Source organism: Pseudescherichia sp., from assembly GCF_031979925.1.
In the GTDB taxonomy this organism is placed as follows: domain Bacteria; phylum Pseudomonadota; class Gammaproteobacteria; order Enterobacterales; family Enterobacteriaceae; genus Pseudescherichia.
On sequence record NZ_DALZFB010000002.1, the window covers coordinates 108,152 to 132,470 of the forward strand.

At 54.1% G+C, this 24,319-nt stretch carries 22 protein-coding genes and 3 pseudogenes; 16 read left to right on the forward strand and 9 right to left on the reverse strand.

Annotated elements, in window-relative coordinates; all coding sequences use genetic code 11:
• Positions 1-200: 200 nt before the first annotated feature.
• The 7 genes from RTM13_RS03890 to RTM13_RS03920 all read left to right on the forward strand — a co-directional run bounded on the left by RTM13_RS03890 (position 201) and on the right by RTM13_RS03920 (position 7,713).
• Positions 201-2,963, forward strand: coding sequence for a sigma 54-interacting transcriptional regulator (locus tag RTM13_RS03890; protein ID WP_312210297.1), 2,763 nt, complete (start codon positions 201-203; stop codon positions 2,961-2,963).
• A 101-nt stretch (positions 2,964-3,064) separates the two neighbouring features.
• Positions 3,065-3,487, forward strand: coding sequence for a PTS sugar transporter subunit IIA (locus RTM13_RS03895; RefSeq protein ID WP_312210298.1), 423 nt, complete (start codon positions 3,065-3,067; stop codon positions 3,485-3,487).
• A gap of 15 nt (positions 3,488-3,502) precedes the next feature.
• The gene (locus RTM13_RS03900) at positions 3,503-3,973 is read left to right on the forward strand and encodes a PTS sugar transporter subunit IIB (RefSeq protein WP_312210300.1); all 471 of its coding nucleotides are present in this window, start codon (positions 3,503-3,505) and stop codon (positions 3,971-3,973) included.
• Positions 3,974-3,989: 16 nt separating this feature from the next.
• Positions 3,990-4,769, forward strand: a complete 780-nt coding sequence (locus RTM13_RS03905; protein ID WP_312210302.1) for a PTS mannose/fructose/sorbose/N-acetylgalactosamine transporter subunit IIC — start codon at positions 3,990-3,992, stop codon at positions 4,767-4,769.
• On the forward strand, positions 4,747-5,595 hold the full coding sequence (locus RTM13_RS03910) for a PTS system mannose/fructose/sorbose family transporter subunit IID (protein WP_312210304.1): 849 nt from the start codon (positions 4,747-4,749) through the stop codon (positions 5,593-5,595). The genes RTM13_RS03905 and RTM13_RS03910 overlap by 23 nt, the downstream gene beginning before the upstream one ends.
• 27 nt (positions 5,596-5,622) lie before the next feature.
• Complete coding sequence (locus RTM13_RS03915) at positions 5,623-6,684, forward strand: SIS domain-containing protein (RefSeq protein WP_312211006.1); 1,062 nt, start codon at positions 5,623-5,625, stop codon at positions 6,682-6,684.
• Positions 6,685-6,702: 18 nt separating this feature from the next.
• On the forward strand, positions 6,703-7,713 hold the full coding sequence (locus RTM13_RS03920) for an SIS domain-containing protein (RefSeq protein WP_312210305.1): 1,011 nt from the start codon (positions 6,703-6,705) through the stop codon (positions 7,711-7,713).
• 48 nt (positions 7,714-7,761) lie between these two features.
• On the opposite strand, the gene rimO is transcribed toward RTM13_RS03920, so the two are convergent.
• Positions 7,762-9,081 carry a 30S ribosomal protein S12 methylthiotransferase RimO gene (rimO, locus tag RTM13_RS03925; protein WP_312210306.1) on the reverse strand — a complete coding sequence of 440 codons (1,320 nt, stop codon included), beginning with the start codon at positions 9,079-9,081 and terminating at the stop codon, positions 7,762-7,764.
• 211 nt (positions 9,082-9,292) lie between these two features.
• Here rimO and RTM13_RS03930 point away from each other — a divergent pair, with 211 nt between their 5' ends.
• Both RTM13_RS03930 and RTM13_RS03935 read left to right on the forward strand, forming a co-directional pair.
• Positions 9,293-9,679 (forward strand): biofilm formation regulator BssR, encoded by a 387-nt coding sequence (locus tag RTM13_RS03930; protein WP_312210307.1) that lies wholly within the window; start codon positions 9,293-9,295, stop codon positions 9,677-9,679.
• Positions 9,680-9,787: 108 nt separating this feature from the next.
• Positions 9,788-10,906, forward strand: a complete 1,119-nt coding sequence (locus RTM13_RS03935) for a PQQ-dependent sugar dehydrogenase (RefSeq protein WP_312210309.1) — start codon at positions 9,788-9,790, stop codon at positions 10,904-10,906.
• Here RTM13_RS03935 and RTM13_RS03940 read toward each other — a convergent pair.
• Positions 10,903-11,529 carry a glutathione S-transferase family protein gene (locus RTM13_RS03940; RefSeq protein ID WP_312210310.1) on the reverse strand — a complete coding sequence of 209 codons (627 nt, stop codon included), beginning with the start codon at positions 11,527-11,529 and terminating at the stop codon, positions 10,903-10,905. The two genes, RTM13_RS03935 and RTM13_RS03940, sit on opposite strands and share 4 nt — an antisense overlap.
• Before the next feature lie 259 nt (positions 11,530-11,788).
• Between RTM13_RS03940 and dacC the strand changes: the two genes are divergently transcribed.
• Positions 11,789-12,997: a serine-type D-Ala-D-Ala carboxypeptidase gene (dacC, locus tag RTM13_RS03945; RefSeq protein ID WP_312210311.1), complete on the forward strand. Its 1,209-nt coding sequence runs from the start codon at positions 11,789-11,791 to the stop codon at positions 12,995-12,997.
• A 6-nt stretch (positions 12,998-13,003) separates the two neighbouring features.
• Here dacC and deoR read toward each other — a convergent pair whose 3' ends face one another.
• Positions 13,004-13,762: a DNA-binding transcriptional repressor DeoR gene (gene deoR / locus RTM13_RS03950; protein WP_312210312.1), complete on the reverse strand. Its 759-nt coding sequence runs from the start codon at positions 13,760-13,762 to the stop codon at positions 13,004-13,006.
• Between the two features lie 73 nt (positions 13,763-13,835).
• Positions 13,836-14,444 carry an undecaprenyl-diphosphate phosphatase gene (gene ybjG, locus RTM13_RS03955; protein ID WP_312210314.1) on the reverse strand — a complete coding sequence of 203 codons (609 nt, stop codon included), beginning with the start codon at positions 14,442-14,444 and terminating at the stop codon, positions 13,836-13,838.
• Positions 14,445-14,617: 173 nt separating this feature from the next.
• Between ybjG and RTM13_RS03960 the strand changes: the two genes are divergently transcribed.
• On the forward strand, positions 14,618-15,850 hold the full coding sequence (locus RTM13_RS03960) for an MFS transporter (protein WP_312210316.1): 1,233 nt from the start codon (positions 14,618-14,620) through the stop codon (positions 15,848-15,850).
• Here RTM13_RS03960 and RTM13_RS03965 read toward each other — a convergent pair.
• Positions 15,813-17,033: an MFS transporter gene (locus tag RTM13_RS03965; protein WP_312210318.1), complete on the reverse strand. Its 1,221-nt coding sequence runs from the start codon at positions 17,031-17,033 to the stop codon at positions 15,813-15,815. The genes RTM13_RS03960 and RTM13_RS03965 overlap by 38 nt on opposite strands.
• A 316-nt stretch (positions 17,034-17,349) precedes the next feature.
• The gene (locus RTM13_RS03970; RefSeq protein ID WP_312210320.1) at positions 17,350-18,003 is read right to left on the reverse strand and encodes a hypothetical protein; all 654 of its coding nucleotides are present in this window, start codon (positions 18,001-18,003) and stop codon (positions 17,350-17,352) included.
• Between the two features lie 1,338 nt (positions 18,004-19,341).
• Between RTM13_RS03970 and RTM13_RS03980 the strand changes: the two genes are divergently transcribed.
• On the forward strand, positions 19,342-20,340 hold the full coding sequence (locus tag RTM13_RS03980; protein WP_312210321.1) for a hypothetical protein: 999 nt from the start codon (positions 19,342-19,344) through the stop codon (positions 20,338-20,340).
• A 75-nt stretch (positions 20,341-20,415) separates the two neighbouring features.
• On the opposite strand, the gene RTM13_RS03985 is transcribed toward RTM13_RS03980, so the two are convergent.
• Positions 20,416-21,357: an HNH endonuclease signature motif containing protein gene (locus RTM13_RS03985; protein WP_312210323.1), complete on the reverse strand. Its 942-nt coding sequence runs from the start codon at positions 21,355-21,357 to the stop codon at positions 20,416-20,418.
• A gap of 69 nt (positions 21,358-21,426) precedes the next feature.
• Positions 21,427-22,012: pseudogene (locus tag RTM13_RS03990) on the reverse strand (phage portal protein); the annotation flags it as partial.
• Here RTM13_RS03990 and lysB point away from each other — a divergent pair.
• The 4 genes and pseudogenes from lysB to RTM13_RS04010 all read left to right on the forward strand — a co-directional run bounded on the left by lysB (position 22,010) and on the right by RTM13_RS04010 (position 23,402).
• Positions 22,010-22,438, forward strand: coding sequence for an Rz-like lysis system protein LysB (lysB, locus tag RTM13_RS03995; RefSeq protein WP_312210325.1), 429 nt, complete (start codon positions 22,010-22,012; stop codon positions 22,436-22,438). The pseudogene RTM13_RS03990 and the gene lysB overlap by 3 nt on opposite strands.
• Complete coding sequence (lysC, locus tag RTM13_RS04000) at positions 22,329-22,571, forward strand: Rz1-like lysis system protein LysC (protein ID WP_312210327.1); 243 nt, start codon at positions 22,329-22,331, stop codon at positions 22,569-22,571. Before lysB ends, lysC begins: the two co-directional genes overlap by 110 nt.
• A pseudogene (locus tag RTM13_RS04005) lies at positions 22,534-22,964 on the forward strand (phage tail protein). The gene lysC and the pseudogene RTM13_RS04005 overlap by 38 nt, the downstream one beginning before the upstream one ends.
• Positions 22,957-23,402, forward strand: a pseudogene (locus RTM13_RS04010) (phage virion morphogenesis protein). The pseudogenes RTM13_RS04005 and RTM13_RS04010 overlap by 8 nt, the downstream one beginning before the upstream one ends.
• Before the next feature lie 7 nt (positions 23,403-23,409).
• On the opposite strand, the gene RTM13_RS04015 reads toward RTM13_RS04010, so the two are convergent.
• On the reverse strand, positions 23,410-24,174 hold the full coding sequence (locus RTM13_RS04015) for a hypothetical protein (protein WP_312210329.1): 765 nt from the start codon (positions 24,172-24,174) through the stop codon (positions 23,410-23,412).
• Between the last annotated feature and the right edge of the window lie 145 nt (positions 24,175-24,319).

Below are 24,319 nucleotides of genomic sequence, written 5' to 3' on the forward strand. Positions count from 1 at the left end.
CCTGCCGCAAATGCCGGGCGGCACTGCGTTTGCCCGGCCTACGGTGGGCACGGTGTGGGTTTGTAGGCCCGCGTAAGCGAAGCGCCACCGGGCATTCTGTGCGCTCTACCACAAAAGCATAAACTTACCGGCGTTGCTCTCCCCTGCGGTCTCGGTTTGCGGGCATCATACCCCCAGAACGATGCGTGAAGGGGAAAGCAATGCGTGATGAATTACTGACGTTTTTGGCAAATCAGACTGACTTTTTCGATCCGGAAAAGCTAAGCGAGGTGTTTACCGCCAGCTATCTGGCGCAGCGCTTTTCGCTGAAGAGAAATACCGCCAGCCACTATCTGAACCAGCTGGTTGCCCAGGGCGTGCTGGTAAAGATCAATACCCGGCCCGTCTACTTCCTGCATAAAAAAACCTTCAGCCAGCAGTTTTTTCCTCTGTCCGCCAATGAGTATGAGAGCGTTGCCCAGCTGCTTGGCGACGGCGGGCCGGAGCCGGAGCGGCCCGATCACTTTTCGCTGCTTATCGGTCACGATGAGAGCCTGAAAAAGCCCATTGAGCAGCTCAAAACCGCGCTCTTTTACCCGGATGGCGGCCTGCCGCTGCTGATTACCGGCGACAGCGGCACCGGCAAAAGCTATATGGCGAATCTAATGCACGCGTTTGCTATCTCCGAGGGGCTGCTGGCGGACGATGCGCCTTTCATCAGCTTTAACTGTGCCCAGTATGCCAGCAACCCGGAACTGCTGGCGGCTAACCTGTTCGGCTATGCCAAAGGGGCATTTACCGGAGCGCAGACGGATCGCCAGGGAGCCTTCGAGGCGGCCAACGGCGGCATGCTCTTCCTCGACGAGGTACACCGACTCAACGCCGAGGGGCAGGAGAAGCTCTTTACCTGGCTCGACCGCAAGGAGATCTATCGGGTTGGCGAGACGGCGCAGGGCCGCCCGGTCGCAACGAGGCTGGTGTTTGCCACCACCGAGGAGCTGCACAGCACCTTCTTAACCACCTTTTTGCGACGCATACCGATTCTGGTCACGCTGCCCGATCTGCAAAGCCGCTCCCGGCAGGAGAAGGAGGCGCTGATCCTGCTCTTCTTCTGGCTCGAAGCGAAAAAGCTGGCGGTGCGTCTGGCGTTAACCCCCCGACTGATGCAGGTCCTGAACCACTTTGTCTACCGGGGCAACGTCGGCGAGCTGAAGAACGCGGTGAAGTACACGGTGGCGGCGTCGTGGGCCAAGCAGCGGGGCGGCGAGGAGCTGGTGGTGGGCATTCAGCATTTGCCGGAGAAAATTGCCGCAGCGATCCCCGCCTCTGGCGAACCGCTGGCGGTGGAGGAGAACCTGATCGTCGAGCCGCAGACCAGCCTGGCGTGGCTCCTGCGCTCCCGCGATCCCACCCGGGGGGTGATCTATGACGCCCAGTGCCAGGTGCTGGCGCTCTATGAGCAGTGGATGAGCGGCCACGCGGATTGGGAAGAGGTGCGCAAACGCATGGGGGAGGCGATAGAGGGACTTTTTGACCGGCTCATCTTCGATAACCGCGACACCACCGACTCGCCGATGCTGCTCCTGACCACCCAGCAGGTGCGCGAGGAGTTCTACCGCCTGGAGAAGCAGTTCAACATTCAGTTCAACGGCAACTGCATCTACGCCCTGAGCCACTACCTGGTGCACCGCTCCCGGAGCACCCCCTCCCGCCTGAGCCAGGAGCGGATCCGCAGCCTCGACGATTTCCTCGCCCAGAAGTACCCGCTGCTCTACCGTTTTTGCCAGGCCATCATCACCGCGCTGACGCAAAAGCTGGATATCGAACCGCAGCGGATTGATGCCCTGCTGCTGGTGCTGTGGCTGCATCAGTCTGGCGCGATCAGCCAGCCGCACGTCACCCGCGCCGTTATTCTGGCCCACGGCTATGCTACCGCCAGCAGCATTGCTAACGTCGCCAACCGTCTGTTAAAAAATCATCTGTTTGAGTCTTTCGATATGCCGCTGGACGTCACCCCGGAGGCCATTGCCCGCCAGGTGATGGACTACATCGAAAGCAATACCCTGGCCTCGGGCGTGATGATCCTTGTCGATATGGGATCGCTCAACGCCATTCATCACCATTTTCAACGCCGGGTCTCGACGCCGGTGGCGATTGTCAATAACGTCTCCACCAGCATGGCGCTCTACGTTGGCGAGCGGATATTACGCGGCGATCTGATCGAGGATATCGCCCACGAGGTCAGCGACGACCTGCCGGTGGAGCATCAGATCTTCTGGCCGCAGGCAAACCGTCCGCGGGTGATCCTGACCACCTGCGTCACCGGCCTTGGCGCAGCAACCAATCTCTGCACGCTGCTGAAGGCCAGCATCCCAGAGACGCTGGGTATTGACGTGATCGCCTGCGACTACGACACGCTCAGCAATGGCCAGGAGGGCGCGCTGGCATTTAATCGCTATGAGATGCTGGCCGTGGTCGGCACGTTCGATCCGCACCTGCCCGCCGTGCCGTGGATTTCGCTGGATTCGCTGATCGCCGGGGATGGCCATGCCCAGCTGATGCGTATCTTTGGCGATATCGCTACGCCAGAGCAGATCGACGAGATTAACAATCTGCTGCTGAAGAACTTCTCCCTGCGCCGGGTGATTGAGTCGGTCACTATTCTTGACACCAGCAAGGTGCTTAACCAGGTTGAGCAATTTGTCCTGCGCTACGAGCATCTGGCTGGCTGCCAGATCCCCAACGATCGCAAGGTAGCGCTCTACGTGCACATCAGCTGCCTGATAGAGCGGCTGATCCGTAACGCCTCTCCTGCCAGCTATGCAGGACGGCAGTGTCCGGAAAGCGAGCTGGCCGATATTAAGCAGGCCTTTAGTGTCATTGAGAGCAGTTATAGTGTCAAAATCCCCGCTGTAGAGCTTTGTTACATCCATAATATTCTGACCCTGGAAACAGAATTTATCCCGCAAGATCAAGAGTTTTAATCCTCACGCTCTCCTGTCGTGGCGCATTTCACCGTGCGCCACTTTTTCGTGGCACGCCGGTTGCAATACCTCCGGTAGTGGAACGCATTTTCGAGGACAGGATGAAACGACACTACATATTTGCCAGCCATGGCACCCTTGCCCGGGGCGTGCTCGACTCAGTTGAGCTGATCCTCGGTAAGCAGACGGATATTTCGACGCTTTGCGCCTACGTTGAGGAGCAGCGGGATTTAACTGAGCAGGTCACGGAGCTAATGCAGCGGATCCCTGACGAAGATGAGGTTGTGGTTATCACCGATATCTTCGCCGGCAGCGTAAATAACGAATTTGTTCGTTTTCTGCAGCGGCCCCGCTTTCATCTGGTGGCGGGCCTCAATTTGCCGCTGGTGATCGATCTGCTTATTTCCGGCGACGAGCCTGATACCGGGAAGCTTATCGAGGAGGCGTTAATAAGCTCCAGGGAGAGCATTCAGTACTGTAACTACACCATCTCCAGCGCAATGCAGGCGGATAAAGATTTCTAAGAGGGAGGAAACAGGATGATTACGTTAGTGCGGGTTGACCATCGTTTACTGCACGGCCAGGTGGCGTTCTCATGGACGCAATATGTCGGCGCAGACTGCATTCTGATTGCCAACGACAGCGTGCCCAATGACGAGCTGCGTAAAACCACTATCAAGCTGGCTAAGCCGCCGTCGGTGAAGCTGGTTATTAAAAATATCACTGACTCCATTGAGGCAATTAAAAGCGGCGTTACTGACAAATATACGCTGTTTATCGTCGTGGAGTCAGTAGAGGACGCCTGGCGCTTAGCCCGAGAGATACCGGAAATAAAAAGCATCAACCTCGGCGGAATCAAAGCGAAAGAGGGCAGCAGAAATATTTCGAAGGCGGTGAATCTGCTGCCTGACGAAATTACCCGGCTCAATGAACTGGTGGGGCAGGGGGTTGAAATTGAGATCCGCCAGGTTCCCAACGATCGCAAACAGCTCATAACGGAATGTTTGTAATTCCTGAGGATTCACTATGGTAGAGGCACTTTTACTCGGACTGGTAGCGTTTATCGCCCAGTCGGAATATGCCCTGGGCACCTCGTTAATCTCCCGGCCTATCGTCACCGGCCTGTTAACCGGGCTGGTGCTGGGTGATGTTCAGACGGGCGTTATCATGGGCGCGACGCTGGAGCTGGCCTTTATCGGCTCCTTCTCGGTGGGCGCATCCATTCCACCTGACGTGGTGACCGGCGGCGTGCTGGGCGTGGCGTTCGCTATCACCTCTGGTGCGGGGACCGAAACGGCGCTGCTGCTGGGGCTGCCCATCGCCACCCTGACGCTGGTGTTAAAAAACGTCTATCTGGGGATGTTTATCCCGATGCTTAACCAGAAGGCGGATGCCTATGCCGACGAGGCCGATACGCGCGGCATAGAGCGGATGCATCTGATCGCCGGGTTTGGCCTGTCGCTGATGCTGGCTACGGTGGTGACCGTCTCCTTCCTGGTGGGCAGCAGCGCGGTGAAGTCCCTGCTGGATGCTATTCCAGAGTTTATTAAGCACGGCCTCAGCGTGGCGACGGGCATCATTCCGGCGCTGGGCTTTGCCATGCTGGCCCGGCTGCTGATCAACAAAAAGGTCGCGCCCTACTTTTTCCTCGGCTTTGTGCTGATGGCCTACCTGAAAATTCCGGTCACCGGCATTGCGATCCTCGGCGCTATCGTGGCCGTGATTATGGTTAACGTCACCGCCTTCACCACGCCTCGTGCCACCACAGAGCAAGGAGTCAGCCATGACGACGAAGATGATTTCTGAAGAGACCCTGCCTGACGTGCAGGATGAGAAGGCGATTACCGCCCGCGATCTGCGCCGTGTCTTCTGGCGCTCCTTCCAGATGGAGTTCTCCTGGAACTATGAGCGGCAGATGAACCTGGCCTTTGTCTACACCCTTATTCCGGTGCTGAAAAAGCTCTACCCGCAGAAAGAGGATCTAAAAAATGCGCTGAAGCGTCACCTGGTGTTCTTCAATACCACGCCGCATATCGTCACCCTGCTGCTGGGGATCACTACCGCCATGGAGGAGAAGAACAGCCAGCAGAAAACCATCGATGCCGGGGCGATTGATAACGTGAAGGCGTCGCTGATGGGACCGCTGGCGGGATTAGGAGACTCCTTTTTCTGGGGGACGCTGCGCCTGATCGCGACGGGGATCGGTACCAGCCTGGCGCTGCAGGGCAGTATTCTCGGGCCGATCCTCTTTCTGCTGGTGTTTAACGTTCCGCACATTCTGGTGCGCTGGTTCTTTACCCGCTGGGGCTACGTGCTCGGCACCGGGGTGCTTCAGCGCGTTCAGCAGAGCGGCATGATGGAGAGCCTGACCTACGGCGCATCGATTATGGGGCTGATGGTGGTGGGGGCGATGACCGCCTCGATGATCAATATCACTATCCCCATCAGCTTTGGTGCAGGGGAGGCGAAGACCGAGGTGCAGGACATTATCAACAACGTCATGCCCTGCCTGCTGCCACTCATCAGCTTCGGCATCGTCTACTGGCTGCTGGGCCGCAGAGTAAAACCGCTCACCATTATCGGCGGGATGGCGCTGGTCGGCATTTTCGGCTCGTGGATTGGCCTGTTTTAACCGGAGAAACCTATGTTACCTACCATGATGTTACCAACCATGATGACCTATATCGAAGAGGAGCCCGCGGCGCTGGAGACGATCCTGCGCGAGCATCGGCATAGCCTGGCGGCGATTGAGGCCTTTGCCCGCGAGCGCCCGGTGCGCCGCCTGCTGCTGCTGGCGACCGGCTCCTCGTTTAATGCCGCCCTGTGTGCAAGGGATCTCTTTGAGCGGCGCTACGGCCTGCGGGTGGAGATCAAAGAGCCGTACAACTTTGTGCACTATGAAACTGTCGATCCGCACACCGATCTGGTGATTGCTGTCTCCCAGAGCGGCAAGAGCGCCTCGACGCTGGCGGCGATGGAGAAGGTTCAGGCTGCGGGGCTGCCGGTCTTTGCCCTGACCTCGGATCCGCAAAGCCCCATCGGCAAGGGCTGCGATTACGTGCTGGATATCAATACCGGCATCGAGCAGGTGGGCTTCGTCACTAGGGGCTTCAGCGCCACGGTGCTCAACCTGCTGCTGATTGCGCTTACTCTTGCCCGGGCGCAAAAACAGATCGCGGATGAGGAGGCACAGGCCACCCTGCACGAGCTGGGCCAGCTTGTCGCCGCTATTCCAGGGGCTATCGCCCGGACGGAGGCATTTTTCGACCGCCATCAGGAGACCCTGCGCAGCGGGACGCGTTTTGTGGCTATCGGCTACGGGGCGCTGACCGGCGTAGCGAAAGAGTTTGAGACCAAGTTCACCGAAACGGTGCGCGTCCCGTCCAGCGGCTTTGAGCTGGAGGCCTATATGCACGGTCCCTATCTGGAGGCCAATGCCCAGCACGTGATGTTTTTTATTGAGGATGCCCCGGACAAACGCCTGCGGGCGCTGCGGGGCTACATGGCTCCGGCGGTAAACCAGACCTTGCTGGTGACCCTGAGCGATGAGCAGGATCCGCAGACGCTGGCCCTCAACTTCCCGCTGGCGCACGACCTCGCCTCGCTGCTGCTGGTTGTCCCGATGCAGGTGCTGGCCTGGCGCACGGCGTGTGCCAAAGGGATCGATCTGTCGGTGCGTATTTTTGATGACTTTGACCGCGTATTAAAAAGTAAGATCTAATTAATCAGGAGAGAAAATATGTTGGGTTTTAATCAGGACGAGTACCTGACGAGTGCTCGTGAGATCGTTGCTGCGCGTAAACAGGCTGAGCAGGCCGCTGATGAGATATTTCAGCAGGAATATGATGCGCTATTTTTTGCTTCTGTCGGGGGCTCTCTGGCCCCGATGATGGCAATAAATGCCTTTGCTAAAGAGATGACGACGCTGCCGGTTTACCTTGAGCAGGCGGCGGAATTAATTCATACCGGCCATAAAAAATTAACCAAACGCTCTGTGGTGGTGACGCTCTCTAAATCCGGTGATACCAAAGAGTCGGTAGAACTTGCCGAGTGGTGTAAGGCGCAGGGGATCCGGGTAGTGGCCATTACTAAAAATAGCGACTCCCCGCTGGCCAGTGCGGCAGGCTGGCATATTCCGATGCGCCACAAAAACGGCGTGGAATATGAGTATATGCTGCTCTACTGGTTCTTTTTCCGCCTGGTTAACCGTAACGGTGAATTTGCCGAGTACGATCGGTTTGCCAGCCAGCTGGAGTTATTACCGGAGAACCTGCTCCAGGCGAAAATAAAGTTTGATCCACAGGCGGATGAAATAGCCCGTAAATACCACGCCAGCGACTATATGATGTGGATTGGCGGCGCGGAGATGTGGGGCGAAGTCTATCTCTTCTCGATGTGTATTCTTGAGGAGATGCAGTGGAAGCGGACAAAATCCGTTACCTCGGCCGAGTTTTTCCACGGCACGCTGGAGCTGCTGGAGAAAGAGGTTCCGCTGTTTCTGGTGAAAGGAGAGGGGAAATGTCGGGCGCTGGATGAGCGGGTAGAGCGCTTTGCGGCGAAGATCACTGACCATCTGGTGGTTATCGATCCGCGGGATTATCTGCTCGACGGGATTGATGATGCGTTTCGCGGCATCCTGGCTCCCTGCGTGGCGTCAACGCTGCTGGTGGATCGGCTGGCGGCCCATTTTGAGCACTACACCGGCCACAGTCTGGATATTCGCCGCTACTACCGGCAGTTCGAGTATTAATCGCACTAACGCCCGGCGGCAAATGCATGCCGGGCGTTTTGTTGCGTCTTAAACCCGGGTACCCCACAGGTCGTATTCGTCGGCGTTTTCAACCTTCACACGAACAACGTCGCCCGGCTTCACTTTCGTTTCGCCGTTGAGGTAGACCGCGCCGTCAATCTCCGGTGCATCGGCCATGCTGCGGCCAATCGCGCCCTCTTCATCGACTTCATCGATAATCACCAGGATCTCGCGACCCACTTTCTCCTGCAGACGCTCGGCAGAGATCTGCTGTTGCAGCTGCATAAAGCGGTTCCAGCGCTCCTCTTTCACCTCTTCCGGCACCTGATCCGGCAGCTCGTTGGCGGTTGCGCCTTCAACCGGGCTGTATTTGAAGCAGCCAACGCGATCGAGGCGCGCTTCGACGAGGAAGTCGAGCAGCATCTGGAAATCCTCCTCAGTTTCACCCGGGAAGCCGACGATAAAGGTCGAGCGCAGGGTAAGCTCAGGGCAGACTTCACGCCACTGCTTGATGCGAGCCAGCTGGCGATCCACGGAGCCAGGGCGCTTCATCAGCTTGAGGATGCGCGGGCTGGCGTGCTGCAGCGGGATATCCAGATAGGGCAGGATCTTGCCTTCGGCCATCAGCGGGATGACGTCATCAACGTGCGGGTAGGGGTAAACATAGTGCAGACGCACCCAGACGCCGAGCTTCGACAGCTCTTCGCACAGGCTAACCATGCTGGTTTTTACCGGCGAGCCGTTGTAGAAGCCGGTGCGGTGCTTAACGTCAACGCCGTAGGCGGAGGTGTCCTGGGAGATCACCAGCAGCTCTTTCACGCCCGCATCAACCAGCCGCTTGGCCTCGGCCAGCACGTCGCCAATCGGACGGCTGTCGAGATCGCCACGCATAGACGGAATAATGCAGAAGGTGCAGCGGTGGTTGCAGCCTTCGGAGATTTTCAGGTAGGCGTAGTGGCGCGGGGTCAGCTTGACGCCCTGTTCCGGCACCAGGCTCAGGAACGGGTTGTGCTTCGGTTTCGGCACGTAGTGGTGCACGTGCTCCAGCACCTGCTCATAGCTGTGCGGACCGGTGATCTCCAGCACCTTCGGGTGCACTTCGCGGATCTGATCCACTTTTGCCCCCAGGCAGCCGGTGACAATGACCTTGCCATTCTCATTCAGGGCTTCGCCAATCGCCTCAAGCGACTCCTGCACGGCGCTATCGATAAAGCCGCAGGTGTTAACGATCACCATATCGGCATCGTCATAACGCGGCACCACATCGTAACCTTCGGTGCGCAGTTCGGTAAGAATGCGTTCGGAATCCACCAGGTTTTTCGGGCAGCCCAGGGAGACAAAACCAATACGCGGTTGTTGTATGCTCATACGCTCACAAAGTAAACAGAAGAAAAAACCGGGCGATTTTACACGGGTTTGCGGTGACTCTCTACTGCTAACTCATTTGGGCAAATTTTGCGTACGTTGTCACACTGTAAAAATTGTTAAAGTCTGGATAAATATTGACCCAGCGCATAATTTTGAACAAAAAATGAGCTTATGCTTGATTTGCGATTAGGCCGACAAGGGAGGATCAAGTATGACCGTTGACAGACTGAAACGAAGTCTGCTGAGAAAACTTGCTAACGCCAGCATCGATCTTGCGGCGTATGTCCAGCTCAGAAAGGCGAAGGGTTACATGTCGGTCAGCGAAAGCAACTATCTGCGTGACAGCTTTTTTGAACTATCAACACAAATACGCGGCCTGGAGCGGCATGTTTCTGCCGTGCCGGATGCCAGAGAACGTGAAGTGCTGTGCCGGGCAGAGGGGGCGCTCTCCTCTGCAGGTATATGCTTAATGAGTGGGCACCATGACTGCCCGAACTATATTGCTGTGAACGTAGAGACGCTCGACCGCTGTCTCAAAACCCTCAACGTATGTATTCAGAGCCTCAGCGAGCGTGAACCGCTGGTTGTGGAAGCCTGAATCCCCGGGGGAGGCGACTCCCCCTTCTGCTTAAGCTTTTGTAAAAATGGGCGCGCGCAACGTTCCGCTGGCTACGCTTTAAGCCAGAAACCCTCAAAGGAGTGCCTCATGCGCCGCAACGCCCTGATTTTTATCCCCGCGCTGTTTCTGTCCGCCTCGGTTTTTGCCGCGCCTGCGCCGGTAAACGTTGACGTGCTGCAAACCAAGCTCGATCGCCCATGGTCGCTGGCGTTCCTGCCCGACAATAAAGGGATGCTCATTACCCTGCGCGGCGGCCAGCTACGCCACTGGCAGGCGGGAAGCGGGCTGTCCGATCCTCTCTCCGGCGTGCCGAAAGTGTGGGCCAACGGGCAGGGCGGCCTCTTTGACGTGGTGCTGGCTCCAGACTTTGCCCAGTCGCGGCGGGTGTGGCTGAGCTACGCCGAGGCGGGCAGTGATGGCAAGGCCGGAACGGCGGTGGGCTACGGGCGGTTAAGCGACGATCTCACCCGCCTCGAGGCCTTTAAGGTGGTCTTTCGCCAGACGCCCAAGCTCTCTACCGGCAACCACTTCGGCGGCCGGCTGGTCTTTGACGGCAAAGGCTACCTCTATATCGCCCTCGGTGAGAACAATCAGCGTCCCACTGCGCAAGATCTTGATAAGCTCCAGGGCAAGCTGGTGCGCCTGACCGATGAGGGGGCCGTGCCGCCCGATAACCCCTTCGCTAACAATGCCAACGCCCGCAAGGAGATCTGGTCCTACGGCATCCGTAACCCGCAGGGGATGGCGATGAATCCCTGGACCAACGCCCTGTGGCTGAACGAGCACGGGCCGCGCGGCGGAGATGAGATCAACATCCCGCAGAAAGGCAAAAACTACGGCTGGCCGCTGGCCACATGGGGTATCAACTACAGCGGGATGAAGATCCCGGAGGCGAAGGGGGAGATTGTTGCCGGCACCGAGCAGCCTGCTTTCTACTGGAAAGACTCCCCGGCGGTGAGCGGCATGGCGTTCTATAACGCATCGACCTTCCCGCAGTGGCAGCACAAGCTGTTTATCGGCGCGCTGAAGGACAAGGACGTGATTGTGATGAGCGTGAACGGGGATAAAGTCACCGAGGATGGTCGCATTCTGGGGGATCGCAACCAGCGCATCCGCGACGTGCGGGTCGGCCCCGACGGCTACCTCTATGTGCTCACCGACGAGTCCGACGGCGAGCTGTTAAAGGTTAGCCCGGCGGGAAATTAGGTCACCGGGATCATCACAATTTTTCGGTAGGCGGGACGCTCGCTCAGGGCGTCATACCAGCGTTGAATGTGCGGGCGCGGCGTCCACGTCAGCCCCACGTTCCACAGGTTATAGACGAAGGGTGCCACGGCGATATCCCCGAGGCCAAACTCCTCTCCCGAGAGCCATGGCGAATTTGCCAGCGCGTTATCCAGAATTTCAAACAGCGGCTCGCAGGCGGCGATGCCCGCCTCAATTACCGCCGGATCGCGCTTTTCCACCGGGGTGCGAACCAGATTCATCAACAGCACCCGGTGAGCCGGGGAGAGCGTGCCGTTAGCCCAGTCCATCCACTTCTCTGCCTGCGCGCGGGCAGCGGGCGGCTCGATCCACAGGCGGCCCTGACCATACTGTGCCGCCAGGAAGCGCACAATGGTATTCGACTCCCACAGCACGCTGTCGGTCTCATCGTCGCGGAACAGCGGCACCAGCCCGTTGGGGTTCAGCGCCAGATACTCCGGGCTGTGGTTCAGGCCATGCTCCAGCCCGGCCAGAATTTGCGTATATGGCAGCTCCAGCTCTTCAAGGGTCCATAAGACTTTTTTTACGTTGGTCGAGTTATTTCTGCCCCACAGCGTGATCATAAAAACTCCTTCTTTCCGTCAGCAACCGGGCGCTGTCATCAGCACCATATGGCTGACATAGTGGGATAAAGTTAACATTCAGGCAACGAATAACAAAAAAATCCCGCTCACAGCAGCGTGTGGATGTGATATTGCGTAAACTTTAAAAAACTTTACCAGCTGGCGGTTTTCTTCCCGCCTTTTGTACGTTACTACTCACCGTTTAGCGCGTAGCGGTGAGCTAACGCGGTTTTTTAGAATGGATACTCGGGTGGCCTTTATGACGCATTTCTCTCTGTCCCTCCGCGGCCTGGCTACGGCTTCGGCGCTTGTGGTTCTTTTTTCTCCCTCTCTTTTTGCCGCCGAGCAGGTCGCGGCCCCTGCTGCACCTGCGGTTGACGCCCGGGCGTGGATCCTGATGGATTACGCCAGCGGCAAGGTGCTGGCTGAGGGTAATGCCGATGAGAAGCTGGATCCGGCCAGCCTCACCAAGCTGATGACCAGCTACGTCACTGGTCAGGCGCTGAAGGCGGGAAAAATACATCTCACCGATATGGTTACCGTGGGTAAAGACGCGTGGGCTACCGGCAACCCGGCGCTGCGCGGCTCGTCGCTGATGTTCCTCAAGCCGGGAGATCAGGTGTCGGTGGCGGATCTCAATAAAGGGGTGATCATCCAGTCAGGGAACGATGCCAGCATCGCCATTGCCGACTACGTGGCGGGAAGCCAGGATGCCTTTGTCGGCCTGATGAATAACTACGCCCAGCGGCTGGGGCTGACCAACACCACCTTTAAAACGGTGCACGGCCTCGACGCGCCGGGACAGTTCAGCACCGCCCGCGATATGGCCCTGCTGGGCAAGGCGCTGATCCACGACGTGCCGGAAGAGTACGCCATCCACAAAGAGAAAGAGTTTACCTTCAATAAGATCCGTCAGCCGAACCGTAACCGTCTGCTGTGGAGCACGAATCTCAACGTCGACGGGATGAAGACCGGTACCACCGAAGGGGCAGGCTACAATCTGGTCGCTTCGGCCACGCAGGGTGATATGCGGCTCATCTCGGTGGTGCTCGGGAGTAAAACCGACCGTATCCGCTTCAACGAGTCAGAGAAGCTGCTGACCTGGGGCTTCCGCTTCTTCGAAACCGTGACCCCTATCAAGCCCGATGCCACCTTCGCCACTACCCGCGTCTGGTTTGGCGGCAGCAGCGAGGCGAAGCTCGGCGCAGGCGAAGCCGGCTCGATCACTATTCCTAAAGGGCAGCTGAAAAACCTGAAGGCGACCTGGAAATTAAATGACCCGCAGCTTACCGCACCGCTGAAAAAGGGCCAGGTGGTAGGCGCTATCGACTTCCAGCTTAACGGTAAATCCATCGAGCAGCGGCCGCTGATCGTTATGGAAGCGGTGGAAGAGGGCGGATTCCTGAGCCGGATGTGGGACTTCGTGCTGATGAAGTTCCATGAGTGGTTCGGCAACTGGTTCTCTTAAGCCGGATCAGTAAAGCAGGGCGATGCGCTGCGCTTTTGCCAGCGCAAACAGGTTATCGTCCGGGCGGACGTCGCTGGCAATAGCATCAAACTGGCTCAGTTCGCCCATGCATGCCGGGCGTACTTTGCCAAACTTGCTGTGATCGACCACCAGCACGTGGTACTGCGCCCGGGTCATCGCCCAGTGCTTTACCGGCAGCTCCTCAAGGTTAAAACAGGTCGCGCCCATCTCCGGATGGACCCCCGCCGCCGAATAGAAGGCGAGATCGGGACAGAGGTTGTTGAGCGTCTCTTTAAAGTTGAGCGGGTTGAAGATACCGTTGCTGGCGTGAAACTCGCCGCCGCAGAGAATGGTCCGGCAGAGCGGTTTTTCCTGTAGCGCGAGGAAGGTGTTCAGGGCATAGCAGACGGCGGTGAAGGGCAGCTCGTCGCTGATCGCCTCAATGATCCACGGCGTGGTGGTGCCGCAGTCGAAAAACACCATCTGGTGGGCCTGCACCAGCGTTGCCGCATGGCGGGCAGCGAGGCGCTTCTCCTCCACCAGGCGCGTTTTCTGATCGCTCAGCAGATAGTGGCTGGCGGTGCGCGGCTCCAGCACCAGGTAACCCCCCAGCAGCACAACCGGGGCGCTTTTGGCGTTCAGATCGCGACGAATGGTCATTTCAGACACGCCGAGCAGTGTCGCAGCCTCTTTCAGATGCAGCTTATCGCTGCGCTTGAGGGCCTGTAACAGCTGGCCGATCCTTTCGTCACGTTTCGTTTCCATAAATCCCCTGGCGTAATAGTAAAAGCCCTGCATACGGCAGGGCGTTCAATATTACCTGCGCGGCCAGGTTAAGTCACTCACGCACCCAGCCTTTGCGGATAGGTAGAGCAAAACAGCGGCGGTAGATGAGATGCAACGTCCGGTGCAGCCCCATTCCGCAAACCTGCCACAGCATCTGTGCGGCCAGGCAGCCGCTGAGGGCAATCAGCAATCCGCCCAGCATATCCAGCGGCCAGTGAACGCCCAGATAGACGCGCGACCAGGCGATGCTCAGCGCCACGGCCAGCATTACGCAGCCAGACCAGAGCCGATGCCAGAACAGAAACGCCAACGCGAAAGTGAACGCCACCGTGCCATGATCGCTGGGGTAGGAGTAGTTCGCCGAGTGTTGTAAAAAATTATAGCCCGCGTGCTGGGCGAAGGGTCGGTCATGAGGAAAAAGATGACCAATTAACCAGGAGAGGCTCATGCTTACCGCCAGCGCCATCGCGGTTTTGATCACCAGATGGCGCTGGGCGCTCACGCGGTCGTGCGGGCCCCATAGCCACAGCGCCACAGCCAGCAGCGGCAGCAGAGTAATCAGGTCTTTGGCGATAAATACCGCGGCGTTAATCAGCCAGGATGGCGAGTCGGGGGTGGCATTCAGCCAGTAAAACAGCGTGTGGTTGAGATTTTCCAGCATGGGGTGTCGTCACTCCTGTTGACCATAAATTAAGGCTCCCATTGTGCAGCACGTACCTTAAACGAACCTTAAGCTATTAAAGCGTATTAAACGTGCGCTGCCATAGAGAATTCACTACCGCCAGCGCGGCGATTTAACTACACTCTGCGCGATCTTAAGGATAAAGAGGCTACATGCAAAATCGTTCATCTTCCAGAGGCCGTTTAGGCCGCCAGGCACTGATGTTTCCCCTGTGCCTGGTGCTCTACGAGTTCTCAACTTATATCGGCAACGACATGATCCAGCCGGGGATGCTGGCGGTGGTTGCCCAGTACAATGCTGGCATCGAGTGGGTGCCGACCTCCATGACCGCCTATCTGGCCGGGGGGATGTTTTTACAGTGGCTGCTCGGGCCGCTGTCGGACCGCATTGGCCGTCGCCCGGTGATGCTCACCGGCGTGGTGTGGTTTATTGTCACCTGCCTGGCGACGCTGCTGGCGCAGAACATTGAGCAGTTCACTATCCTGCGCTTCTTGCAGGGGGTGAGCCTCTGCTTTATCGGCGCGGTGGGCTACGCTGCCATTCAGGAGTCGTTCGAGGAGGCGGTGTGCATCAAGATCACCGCCCTGATGGCGAACGTGGCGCTGATTGCGCCCCTGCTTGGCCCGCTGGTGGGAGCCGCCTGGGTGCACGTCGCACCGTGGGAGGGGATGTTTGTCCTCTTCGCGCTGCTGGCGGCTGTCGCCTTCTTCGGCCTGCAACGGGCGATGCCGGAAACTGCCACTCGCCTTGGGGAGACGCTCTCCCTGAAGGAGCTGGGCCGGGACTATAAGGCGGTGCTGAAAAACGGCCGTTTCGTCGCCGGTGCGCTGGCGACGGGCTTTGTCAGCCTGCCGCTGCTGGCGTGGATTGCCCAGTCGCCGATCATAATTATCAGCGGCGAAGGGATGAGCAGCTATGAGTACGGCCTGCTGCAGGTGCCGATCTTCGGCGCGTTGATCGTGGGTAATCTCGTGCTGGCCCGGCTGACCTCCCGGCGCAGCGTACGGTCGCTGATTATAATGGGCGGCTGGCCGATCGTTGCCGGACTGCTGCTGGCGGCCGTGGCGACCATGGTTGCATCCCACGCTTATCTGTGGATGACCGCCGGGCTGAGTATCTACGCGTTTGGTATCGGCCTCGCCAATGCCGGACTGGTGCGCCTGACGCTGTTCGCCAGCGACATCAGCAAAGGGACGGTATCCGCCGCCATGGGCATGTTGCAGATGGCGATATTTACCTTCGGCATTGAGCTGAGCAAGCACGCTTACCTGAGCGGCGGCGAAGGGCTGTTTAGCCTCTTCAACCTGGTAAACGGCCTGCTCTGGCTGGGATTGATGGTCTTCTTCCTCAAAGACCGCTCGGTGGGGCGCTCTCTGAACGGCTAGCAGGGGACTGGCCCGGTTTCGCTACCGCCCGGGCCACGATGACCGCAACCACCATCAGCGCCAGCACCACCATCATGGCGCTGCGCAGTCCGTAGTGCTCACCTAAGAAGCCCAGCAGCGGCGGCCCCACCAGGAACGCCAGATAGCCGGTCGTCGCCACCACGCTTACGCGGGTCGCGGCGTCCGGCCCGGTGTCGCTGGCGGCGGAGATGGTCAGCGGGAAGCCAAGAGACGCGCCCAGGCCCCACAGCAGCACGGAGACGCCTGCCACCCAGGCGCTATCGACGAAGATAATCAGCGCAATCCCCAGCCCGCCCAAAATGGCGCTGGCCCGCACTACCGTGACGCGGCTGTAGCGATCGATAAACCAGCCGCCGGTAAAGCGCCCAACGGTCATGCCGAGGGTAAAGCCGGTGTAGATCACCGATCCGGAGGTCGGGGTAAAGCCGTGACCGTCCACCATCAGCAGCGGCAGCCAGTCGTTGGCGGAGCCTTCGGCAAAGGCCATCGCCAGCACCACCACGCCAATCAGCATCAGCTGGGTATCGCGATAGAAGGGACGACCCTTGCGTTCGTGCTGCGCTTCGCCTGCATCGTTACGCCCGGTGCCGTCAGGGATAGCGGTAATCGCAATCAGGATTGGCACGATGGCTACCAGCGCCGCCAGCAGCACGTGCAGGGTCGCAGTCACGCCCCAGGCGGTAAGCGTCATGCCGATACCCGCGCCCACCAGCGTGCCGAGGCTGTAGAAGCCGTGCATCATCGGCAGCACGGTTTTGTTCATCTTCTGCTCCACCACCGCGCCTTCGATATTAATCGCCACTTCGGCTGCCCCCAGGCTGCTGCCAAACAGCGCCAGCCCAACGGCAAACAGCAGCGGCGAGGCAAACCACAGGGCGAGGCTCAGCACCATCATTCCGAAGACCGACAGTGACATGCTGGCGCGGATAACGTTGCGGGTGCCGAAGCGTTTGACCAGCCACGCGGAGGAGAGAACGCCGCTCATTGAGCCGATAGAGAGGCCAAACAGCACCGCGCCCATCTCAGCGGTGGAAACCGACAGGATGTCGCGAATGGCCGGAGTCCGCGTAGCCCAGGAGGCCATCAGCAGGCCAGGTATAAAGAAGAAGGTAAACAGAGCCCAAAGACGGTGTTTCAGGGCAGAGCGAGAGGAGGAGGTCATAGCGTGTTGTCTTTAGTTATGGTTTTGGCGTCGCTTAACAGTAGCAAGATTTGGGCAAGAATGCAGGGGAAAGGTGGGGGGTAGGTCAGCCCGTAGGCCCGGCAAACTTAAGTGCCGCCGGGCGGGTTAGCTGTTATTACTTTTTTTAACGGATCTGTCCGCGATGAGCATAATGACAACGTATGCAATAATTCCAGCAGCCAAAACCATTAAGGGACCGACTATTCGCATTATTCCTTCATTAATAAAACCAGTATAAAACATACCAAAAATGGTAAGCGTCAAGATGAGGGTGCCGAACACCTCTGACGTGAATTTAATTGTTAATTTTAATATCTTCGATAACACGTATTAATTCCTCTGTTCTTCCGGGATGTTTACGTAACATCTCGCCCATCTCAATAAAATGTATTAAAGGACCTTCGAATAAGAAGTAGAGCATATCATAATTATGGATATAGAGTGCCTGCCAGAGTTGTGGGTTCTCAAGGCTTAACCTTCGTGAAGCATCGCATGCCCGTGCAATCACGCCTTGAGTAACAATCCCTCCAAGCATAACCCCAGTCAGGCCCCGCATTGCCAGACGAGTAACCAAGGTTGTCATCATGCCGTTTAGTACCCTAGTACCAAGAAACGTCGAAACACTTACTTGTAAAGCGGTACGTGAACTCATGGTGGTAGCGCTGGAGATAAGGGAATCGTGGATCTTTTTTAAAGCTGGTTCTGGTAGATGACTAAGGACATCGTTGATGATAATTTTAGTCACTTTTACGATAGTGTTTCTGTCTTTTATCAACGATCTGATTGCCAACACAACCCGCCTATCATCATTGAGGTTACGCCGCTGTATTCGGTAACCTCCATCGGACATGTTGAGATCCTGAAATGTTCTTTCAAGTCCTAGATAAAAGTCACAGGGGAGGGATACAACGCCTTTTACTACGGCATTGGCTATTAGTGATACATCCATTAACAACTGTTCCTTGTACAATTTTTAATGGATCATACCCCTATAAAAGCGAGGGTTGAAGCAAATACAAGGGCGCGGGTTTAAAAATAGCATTTAAAGTATATTATTAATACATTCGCGAGTGTAAATAAAATTAGGAAGTTAATGGCGGGTGTTAGACGTTCACGTTACTGCAAGGATATTCTTTATTGCTAATCAAGAGACCAAACAGCACATAATCTTTATCGGCAAAGGGAAAACGAGCTAGTGCGGTGCAGTTCACATAATCCGAAAAAAGTTAAAAAAGCATTTTCTAAACGCGAAGGTATATTGCACTGTACGTATAGATTACGAATAGTAAGCTCGTAGAGACGCTTTACGGCCCTAAGCTCACTATTTTCACTCAGTTCATCATTCGATTCCGACTTCGTTGTCATAAAAATTCCTTTATCGCAGCAGGCAGTTAACTAAAATTTTTCCAATTATCTCAGATTACAAGAATATGAGCATAAAGGAACTGCGACAACTGGCCACGAGGCTACAAGTGGTAAAACCGAAACGCCAGAAAGGATACAAACAGGAAGTTACAGAGCATCAACGGCTGTAGCTCGATGCGGAGCTGAGGTTCAGAGGTTTTGACGCGAGTGAAACGGCACTGGATCTGCTTCTGCGTGACGGCAGTCTGCCATTTTGAGCTGGGTTGCGTCTGTTTTACCGAAACTAGCGTCTGCATGAGGATGACAAATGGCGTAAATTGTACAAAAGGTGTACGGAAATGGTATGTCTACAATCAATGGATTAGCTGACTAAAAAACTACTTCAGCTTTTAAATCATATAATGCACTGTATGTATAAGCAGTGATATTGGAAGAGAATTGTGAACGATTTGCTCATGGAGTCACCTTCATTGCAGCGGATAGCACTTATGGCCCGGCTGGTTGCCAGCTCAGGTAGTAGCGGTGGCGACAAGGAGGTGGCGATCTCGTGGCTGTCGGAGCAGACTAGCGATCTGAGTACCAAGCTGAATAAATATGGAGTAGGACATGATAAGAGTACGCATTAGTGATTTCGCACCATGGGAAACTCCCTCCCATATGGCATCCTGCGGTATGAGAAAGCAGTGCATGCCTATGATGTATGGATTCGCATGATCCAAATGGGTCGGGGCCTCCAGAACTGGCGCGCTTCCTAGTCCGTCAAGCACCTGCATTAAAACCACTACATAAATCAGGCAGGCGTGGCGGGGATACGAGCGCGCTGCATGCCTGAAGTGGCTTAGATAGTAGCTGTCACAGGAACAACTTAGTGTAGTATTACTCATATAAGCCAATGAAATATAATCGACTCTCATTAGAGGTGATGATGAACGGAATCTGGTACGAAAACACTCATACACGCATTCCTAACTTTGAAACAACAACACATCAAAAGCACAAATTCGGTTACGCTTATGAAACAACAAGTCATTTTGTGCATCTGTATGGGCGTGACGTTGGATTTAATGTAATATCAGTTGGGTTAACTGTTATTGAGCAACGAAGCGGAACTCTTAATGATTGGGTTCAGAGGGTATTTGGGGCTCAGAACATATCCCCTTTAGATAATGAAGTTGGACATGTCACTAAGGGAGTGTGGCGGCCATCCTTATATTATGTCAATGATATAGAAACAGCATTAGGTATCGATGAGTTTGAAAAAAGAGCAACAGAGCAAGCCCTAAGAGTTTTGATAGAAAAGCTTGATGATATTTTTCTATATGTTGAACCAAGTACCCATGGTTTGATTTCTTACAGTCATAAATGTAGAGAGCTATTAATTCTTGCTTGTACTGAGGTTGAAAATCAATGGGTCTCAATCATTGGTAAAACAAATTTATCTCGTTCAAATGGTCGGTACTCCACAAATGATTATGTAAGATTACTAGATAAGCTTTATCTGTCTGAATATAAAATTAAATATTTGAATTATGACGGATTAAGACATTTCAAACCTTTTGATGGATGGAATGCAAATAACCCCACAACTTCTTTGCCATGGTATAATGCATATAATAAAACTAAACATGATAGATCAGGGGCGTTTCACTTTTCAACTTTAGAAAACGTAATGGACGCAGTTGCTGCTTGTGTTGTAATGTACTGTGTAAAGTATGGTCCATTTGGTTTATTGGATGCCAATACATCTCTTTCAACGATCGTTAATCAAAATTTTTCAATATCACTAGATAATAGCAATCCAGCAAGTTATTACATCCCTGAAATTGAACTCGCAACGGATACAAGATCAGATTTATTACTTTATGATTGTTATCGTGCGGGCCATAATAAGGCATGGGTCAGTGATTCCCTAGTGCTATAGTGCTATGCAAATGGGCGCCTTAGATACTAAAGGCGCCCATTTGTTATCGCTAGGTATTACATATCAACAGGGTACTTAAATGTTAAAGGACTTCCACCTAGTTAATAGTGATTTTATTGCGATAGTGTGTTTAATACTTATCTTTAAACCTTCAAATTTCGAATACCCATTTTCCAAAGCATCCGCTGAAAAATGAATGGTTTTTGTGGTCGGATCTATAGCACAAAGATTTAGGTCATATAAAGTGTGAATGTCACTTCTGAGCAATAATCCATTGCTAATGTGATTGTGACTGTCGTTTCGATATGCATCAATGTGAGCAGCTTCAAGAATATCAACAAGCTTACATCCTGTAACCGCACAAATAGGGTTTGATTTTAATAGCTTGTCTCGAAATGTTTTTTGCCCACGTCGTTGTTTTATTTGCCGCTCTACAACGTTCCGTTGATCTTCATTCGTCAAAGTGGGAATGTCTTTATCGGCTTCGCTAGCATTTAGATCCAGAATCATAGTAGGTTGGGAAGTAAGCAAAGCAACAGCCCAAGGATAGTTAACTTCTTGGATGGACATTTGCCCATTGTAGCGTGGAGTTTTATCTATAAGTTGTGACATTGTAATATCGGATAGTGTACGGTACTGAGTGCCGTAGTTTGCTATAAATTCTTTAGCTGGCTCGAAAATCACTCTTGGTTCATCAAATTCATGGCCTTTATCACAACGCCACTCTGGTTTTATAGTTTTCCTTGGCAGGATTTTTTTTGCTTTGCAGTCCAAATAGACACATTTGTTACGTTTCTTATTAATGCTCTGTGTTTCTAATTTCTCAATAACAGATATGCCTAAGACACTTTCTCTGTCGGTAATAATAACAATATCACCGTTTTTTACATTTTTGTAGTTCGCTACAAAACTGTCATAGCGATAGAAAACTGATGAGTCATCATGATAACCATCATTACCCCAATATCTAAGATCGTCTTTCTCAATTGCTTTAAAGGACCATGCTTGCTGTACCACGATTTTTTCCACTTATAAAAAATTGGTTAACACTATCCAACAGCAAAGCATTTTAATTTACAAGAGAAATTACGCCAAGGAGTATGACTCAAATCGCAAAACCTCTTGCCCTAACCAGTCGTTTACTTCACCCATCTTTTTTGTAACGGTAGTAATTCATTCCGCACAAACACATTAGCCGCCTTCTCCACATCCCCAAACCCCCCAACATTACTCGGCACAATCCCCATCATCTGAGGCGGAACGCGGTGTGCTGCCATCATGTCATCCCGGCTCACGTTCTTGATATTCAGAAACTCATCCTTTGCTGCGACCTCTGACAACGGGATGATCTGATCCCATCCTTTTTCCCGTTCGGCGAATACATAAACAGGTTGCGAAAGTTGCCCGGCCCTTTGGCGCTTTTCATCGCCAGGCGGATGCTGTTCACATCCTCCTGGTTCTGCGCGGCGTCGGCCATATACATGATGAAACCTGCATGGCTGCCGTTGTTGTAATACTTCCGGCGGAAAAGCGTAGCGGACTCATTCAGCAGGGCGGAAGGAATGGCGGACAGGTATTCCGGCAGTCCGTAAATCTTTTGGTTCAGGTCCGGCTCCATCAGGTGGAAGATGCTCCCTCTGGTGAATTCATACGGCTGCGTGGTGAGGGAATGAGTCGGGCACTGGTGATTATTCTGCTAATGCTTCTGGCGGCGCTGGACTGGCAGTCGTGCCGGCCTAATAACGCCAGCCACACCATCGAAACCAAGGGCGAAGCGCTGAAAAGCAAAAGCCTGGAATTGGCGAAGAAAAACAGCCAGCTGATCGGCCTGTCCATTCTGACCGAAACCAACAGCCGTGAGCAGACGCGGCTCTATGCGGCGGCAGAAGACTCGCGCGCATTGCTTCATCAGCGGCAGAGCCGGATCGAGGAGCTTAAACGTGAAAACGAAGATTTACGCCGCTGGGCTGACACTCTTTTGTCTCCTGATGTTGTCAGGCTGCGCGAAAGGTCCGCCATCACCGGAGATGCAGCTTACCGTGAGTGGCTGTCCGAGAGTGACGCCGTGCAGTCTGAACCCGTCAGCGCCGCGAACTAACGGTGACCTGAACGCGGTGCTGGACAAAACCGAGGCCGCCTGGGTGGTCTGTGCCGACAAAGTAGACACGGTCGTGGCGTGTCAGGAGCGAAACAGTGAACAAGCCGCAGTCCTTACGCCGCGCCCTGAATAGGGCGGTGCCCTATGTGCGCGATGACCCAGACAAGCTGCATCTGTTCGTGGATAATGGCTCCCTGGTGGCAACCGGTGCGCAGTCCATGTCGTGGGAATACCGCTACACCCTGAACGTGGTGATGAAGATTTCAGCGGTCACCAGAACCTGCTGATGGCCCCGGTGCTGCTGTGGCTGAAAGTGAGTCAGGCGGATGCCATCAACAATCTACAACTGCGTGAGAAGCTATTCACCTTTGAGGTGGATATTCTGCGCAACGACGTGTGTGATATTAGCCTGAACCTGCAGCTGATGGAGCGCTTGCTGGTCAGCACCGACGGCGCTATCTCGACAGTTGAGGCTGAGCCGGAACCCGATGAGCCAGAAGAAATGTGGACAGCGAAGCGTGGATAATCTGCATAAAGTCGATGAGTGGCTGGCCGTGCTGCTGGCGAATATGGAGCCTGCCGCACGTCAGCGCATGATGCGCGAACTGGCGCAGGAGTTGCGCCGGAATCAGCAGCAGAACATCCGGCTGCAGCGCAACCCGGACGGCAGCGGGTACGAGCCGCGAAAGGTCACTGCGCGGACTAAAAAAGGGCACATTGAACGGCAGATGTTTGCAAAGCTACGCACGGCGAAATACCTGAAAACTGCCGCCAGCGCGGATTCTACCAGCGTGCAGTTTGCAGGGAAGGTGCAGCGAATTGCACGGGTACATCATTACGGCTTACGTGATCGTGTAAGCCGTGGGGGCCGGAAGTGCGTTATGCTGAGCGGCGGTTGCTGGGGACAAACGATCAAATAGAAGGGGTTGTCCAAGATTATATGCTTCACTGGCTCGCATTATAAATTGTGACTAGATGGCAAGCTTCTTCCTTGTGGAATCAATGAAGTCACAATAAATTGCATGAATTTCTGAACCCCATTCGTTAGCTTTTTTCACATTTGCTTCTGTTTGTGGTTCCCATTCCATATCCATGGCACGGTCCCAGTCAGTAAGCATGCTTATTAACGGGCCTTGGTTGATATAATTTGTATTGATAGCTAAGAATGTGTTGAATTTATTTATCTCCTGATAAAGAATTTTGGCTTTGTCTTCAATTTCTTGATCGTGAAAATGCTGGTTCGCATGACCCCATCCATACTTCAACTGATCAAAGTCTTTAACAGCATTTTCATGGTATGGATTGCCAAAGTCTTGGTCCTTTAATAGCCTTACTGAGAATGATGTTGGAGGGAATAAATCTATGAATTTCTCATAAAGGCTTATGTCGGCTGTTCTTTTATTCTTTTGTATTTCTTTATCGTTATTCTCTTTAATCATTTCAGAATAAATCTGAAACCCTTTGATAATTAGATGGTAAATTAATCCAGTAATAATTAGTGTTAAAGCAATGCCACTGCTTGGGGTGATATTGTTAATCTCAATGAGATTTATGTTTGAGTTGGTTTTTTTATTGTAGAAATCTATCAATAAATTAATAAAAAGCAAATACGTGGGGGCGGGTAAGGCAAGTATGCCGATACCTACAGTAATTAAGGTCCAAGTTACTTTATTACTGAACTCAGGAAATGCTTTATTTATTAGTTTTTTAATAAAAAAATTTATATTTTCTTTCATGTTTAATCCTTCCAAAAGATGTCCCATTGTGCCATGGATTAAACAATTTTAGCCAGTGGTACGGGACGATGACGCTCAGTAGATTTACCAGCATGAACGCACAACTCACAGAAATCATGCGCCTTATCACCAACCTGATCCGTAC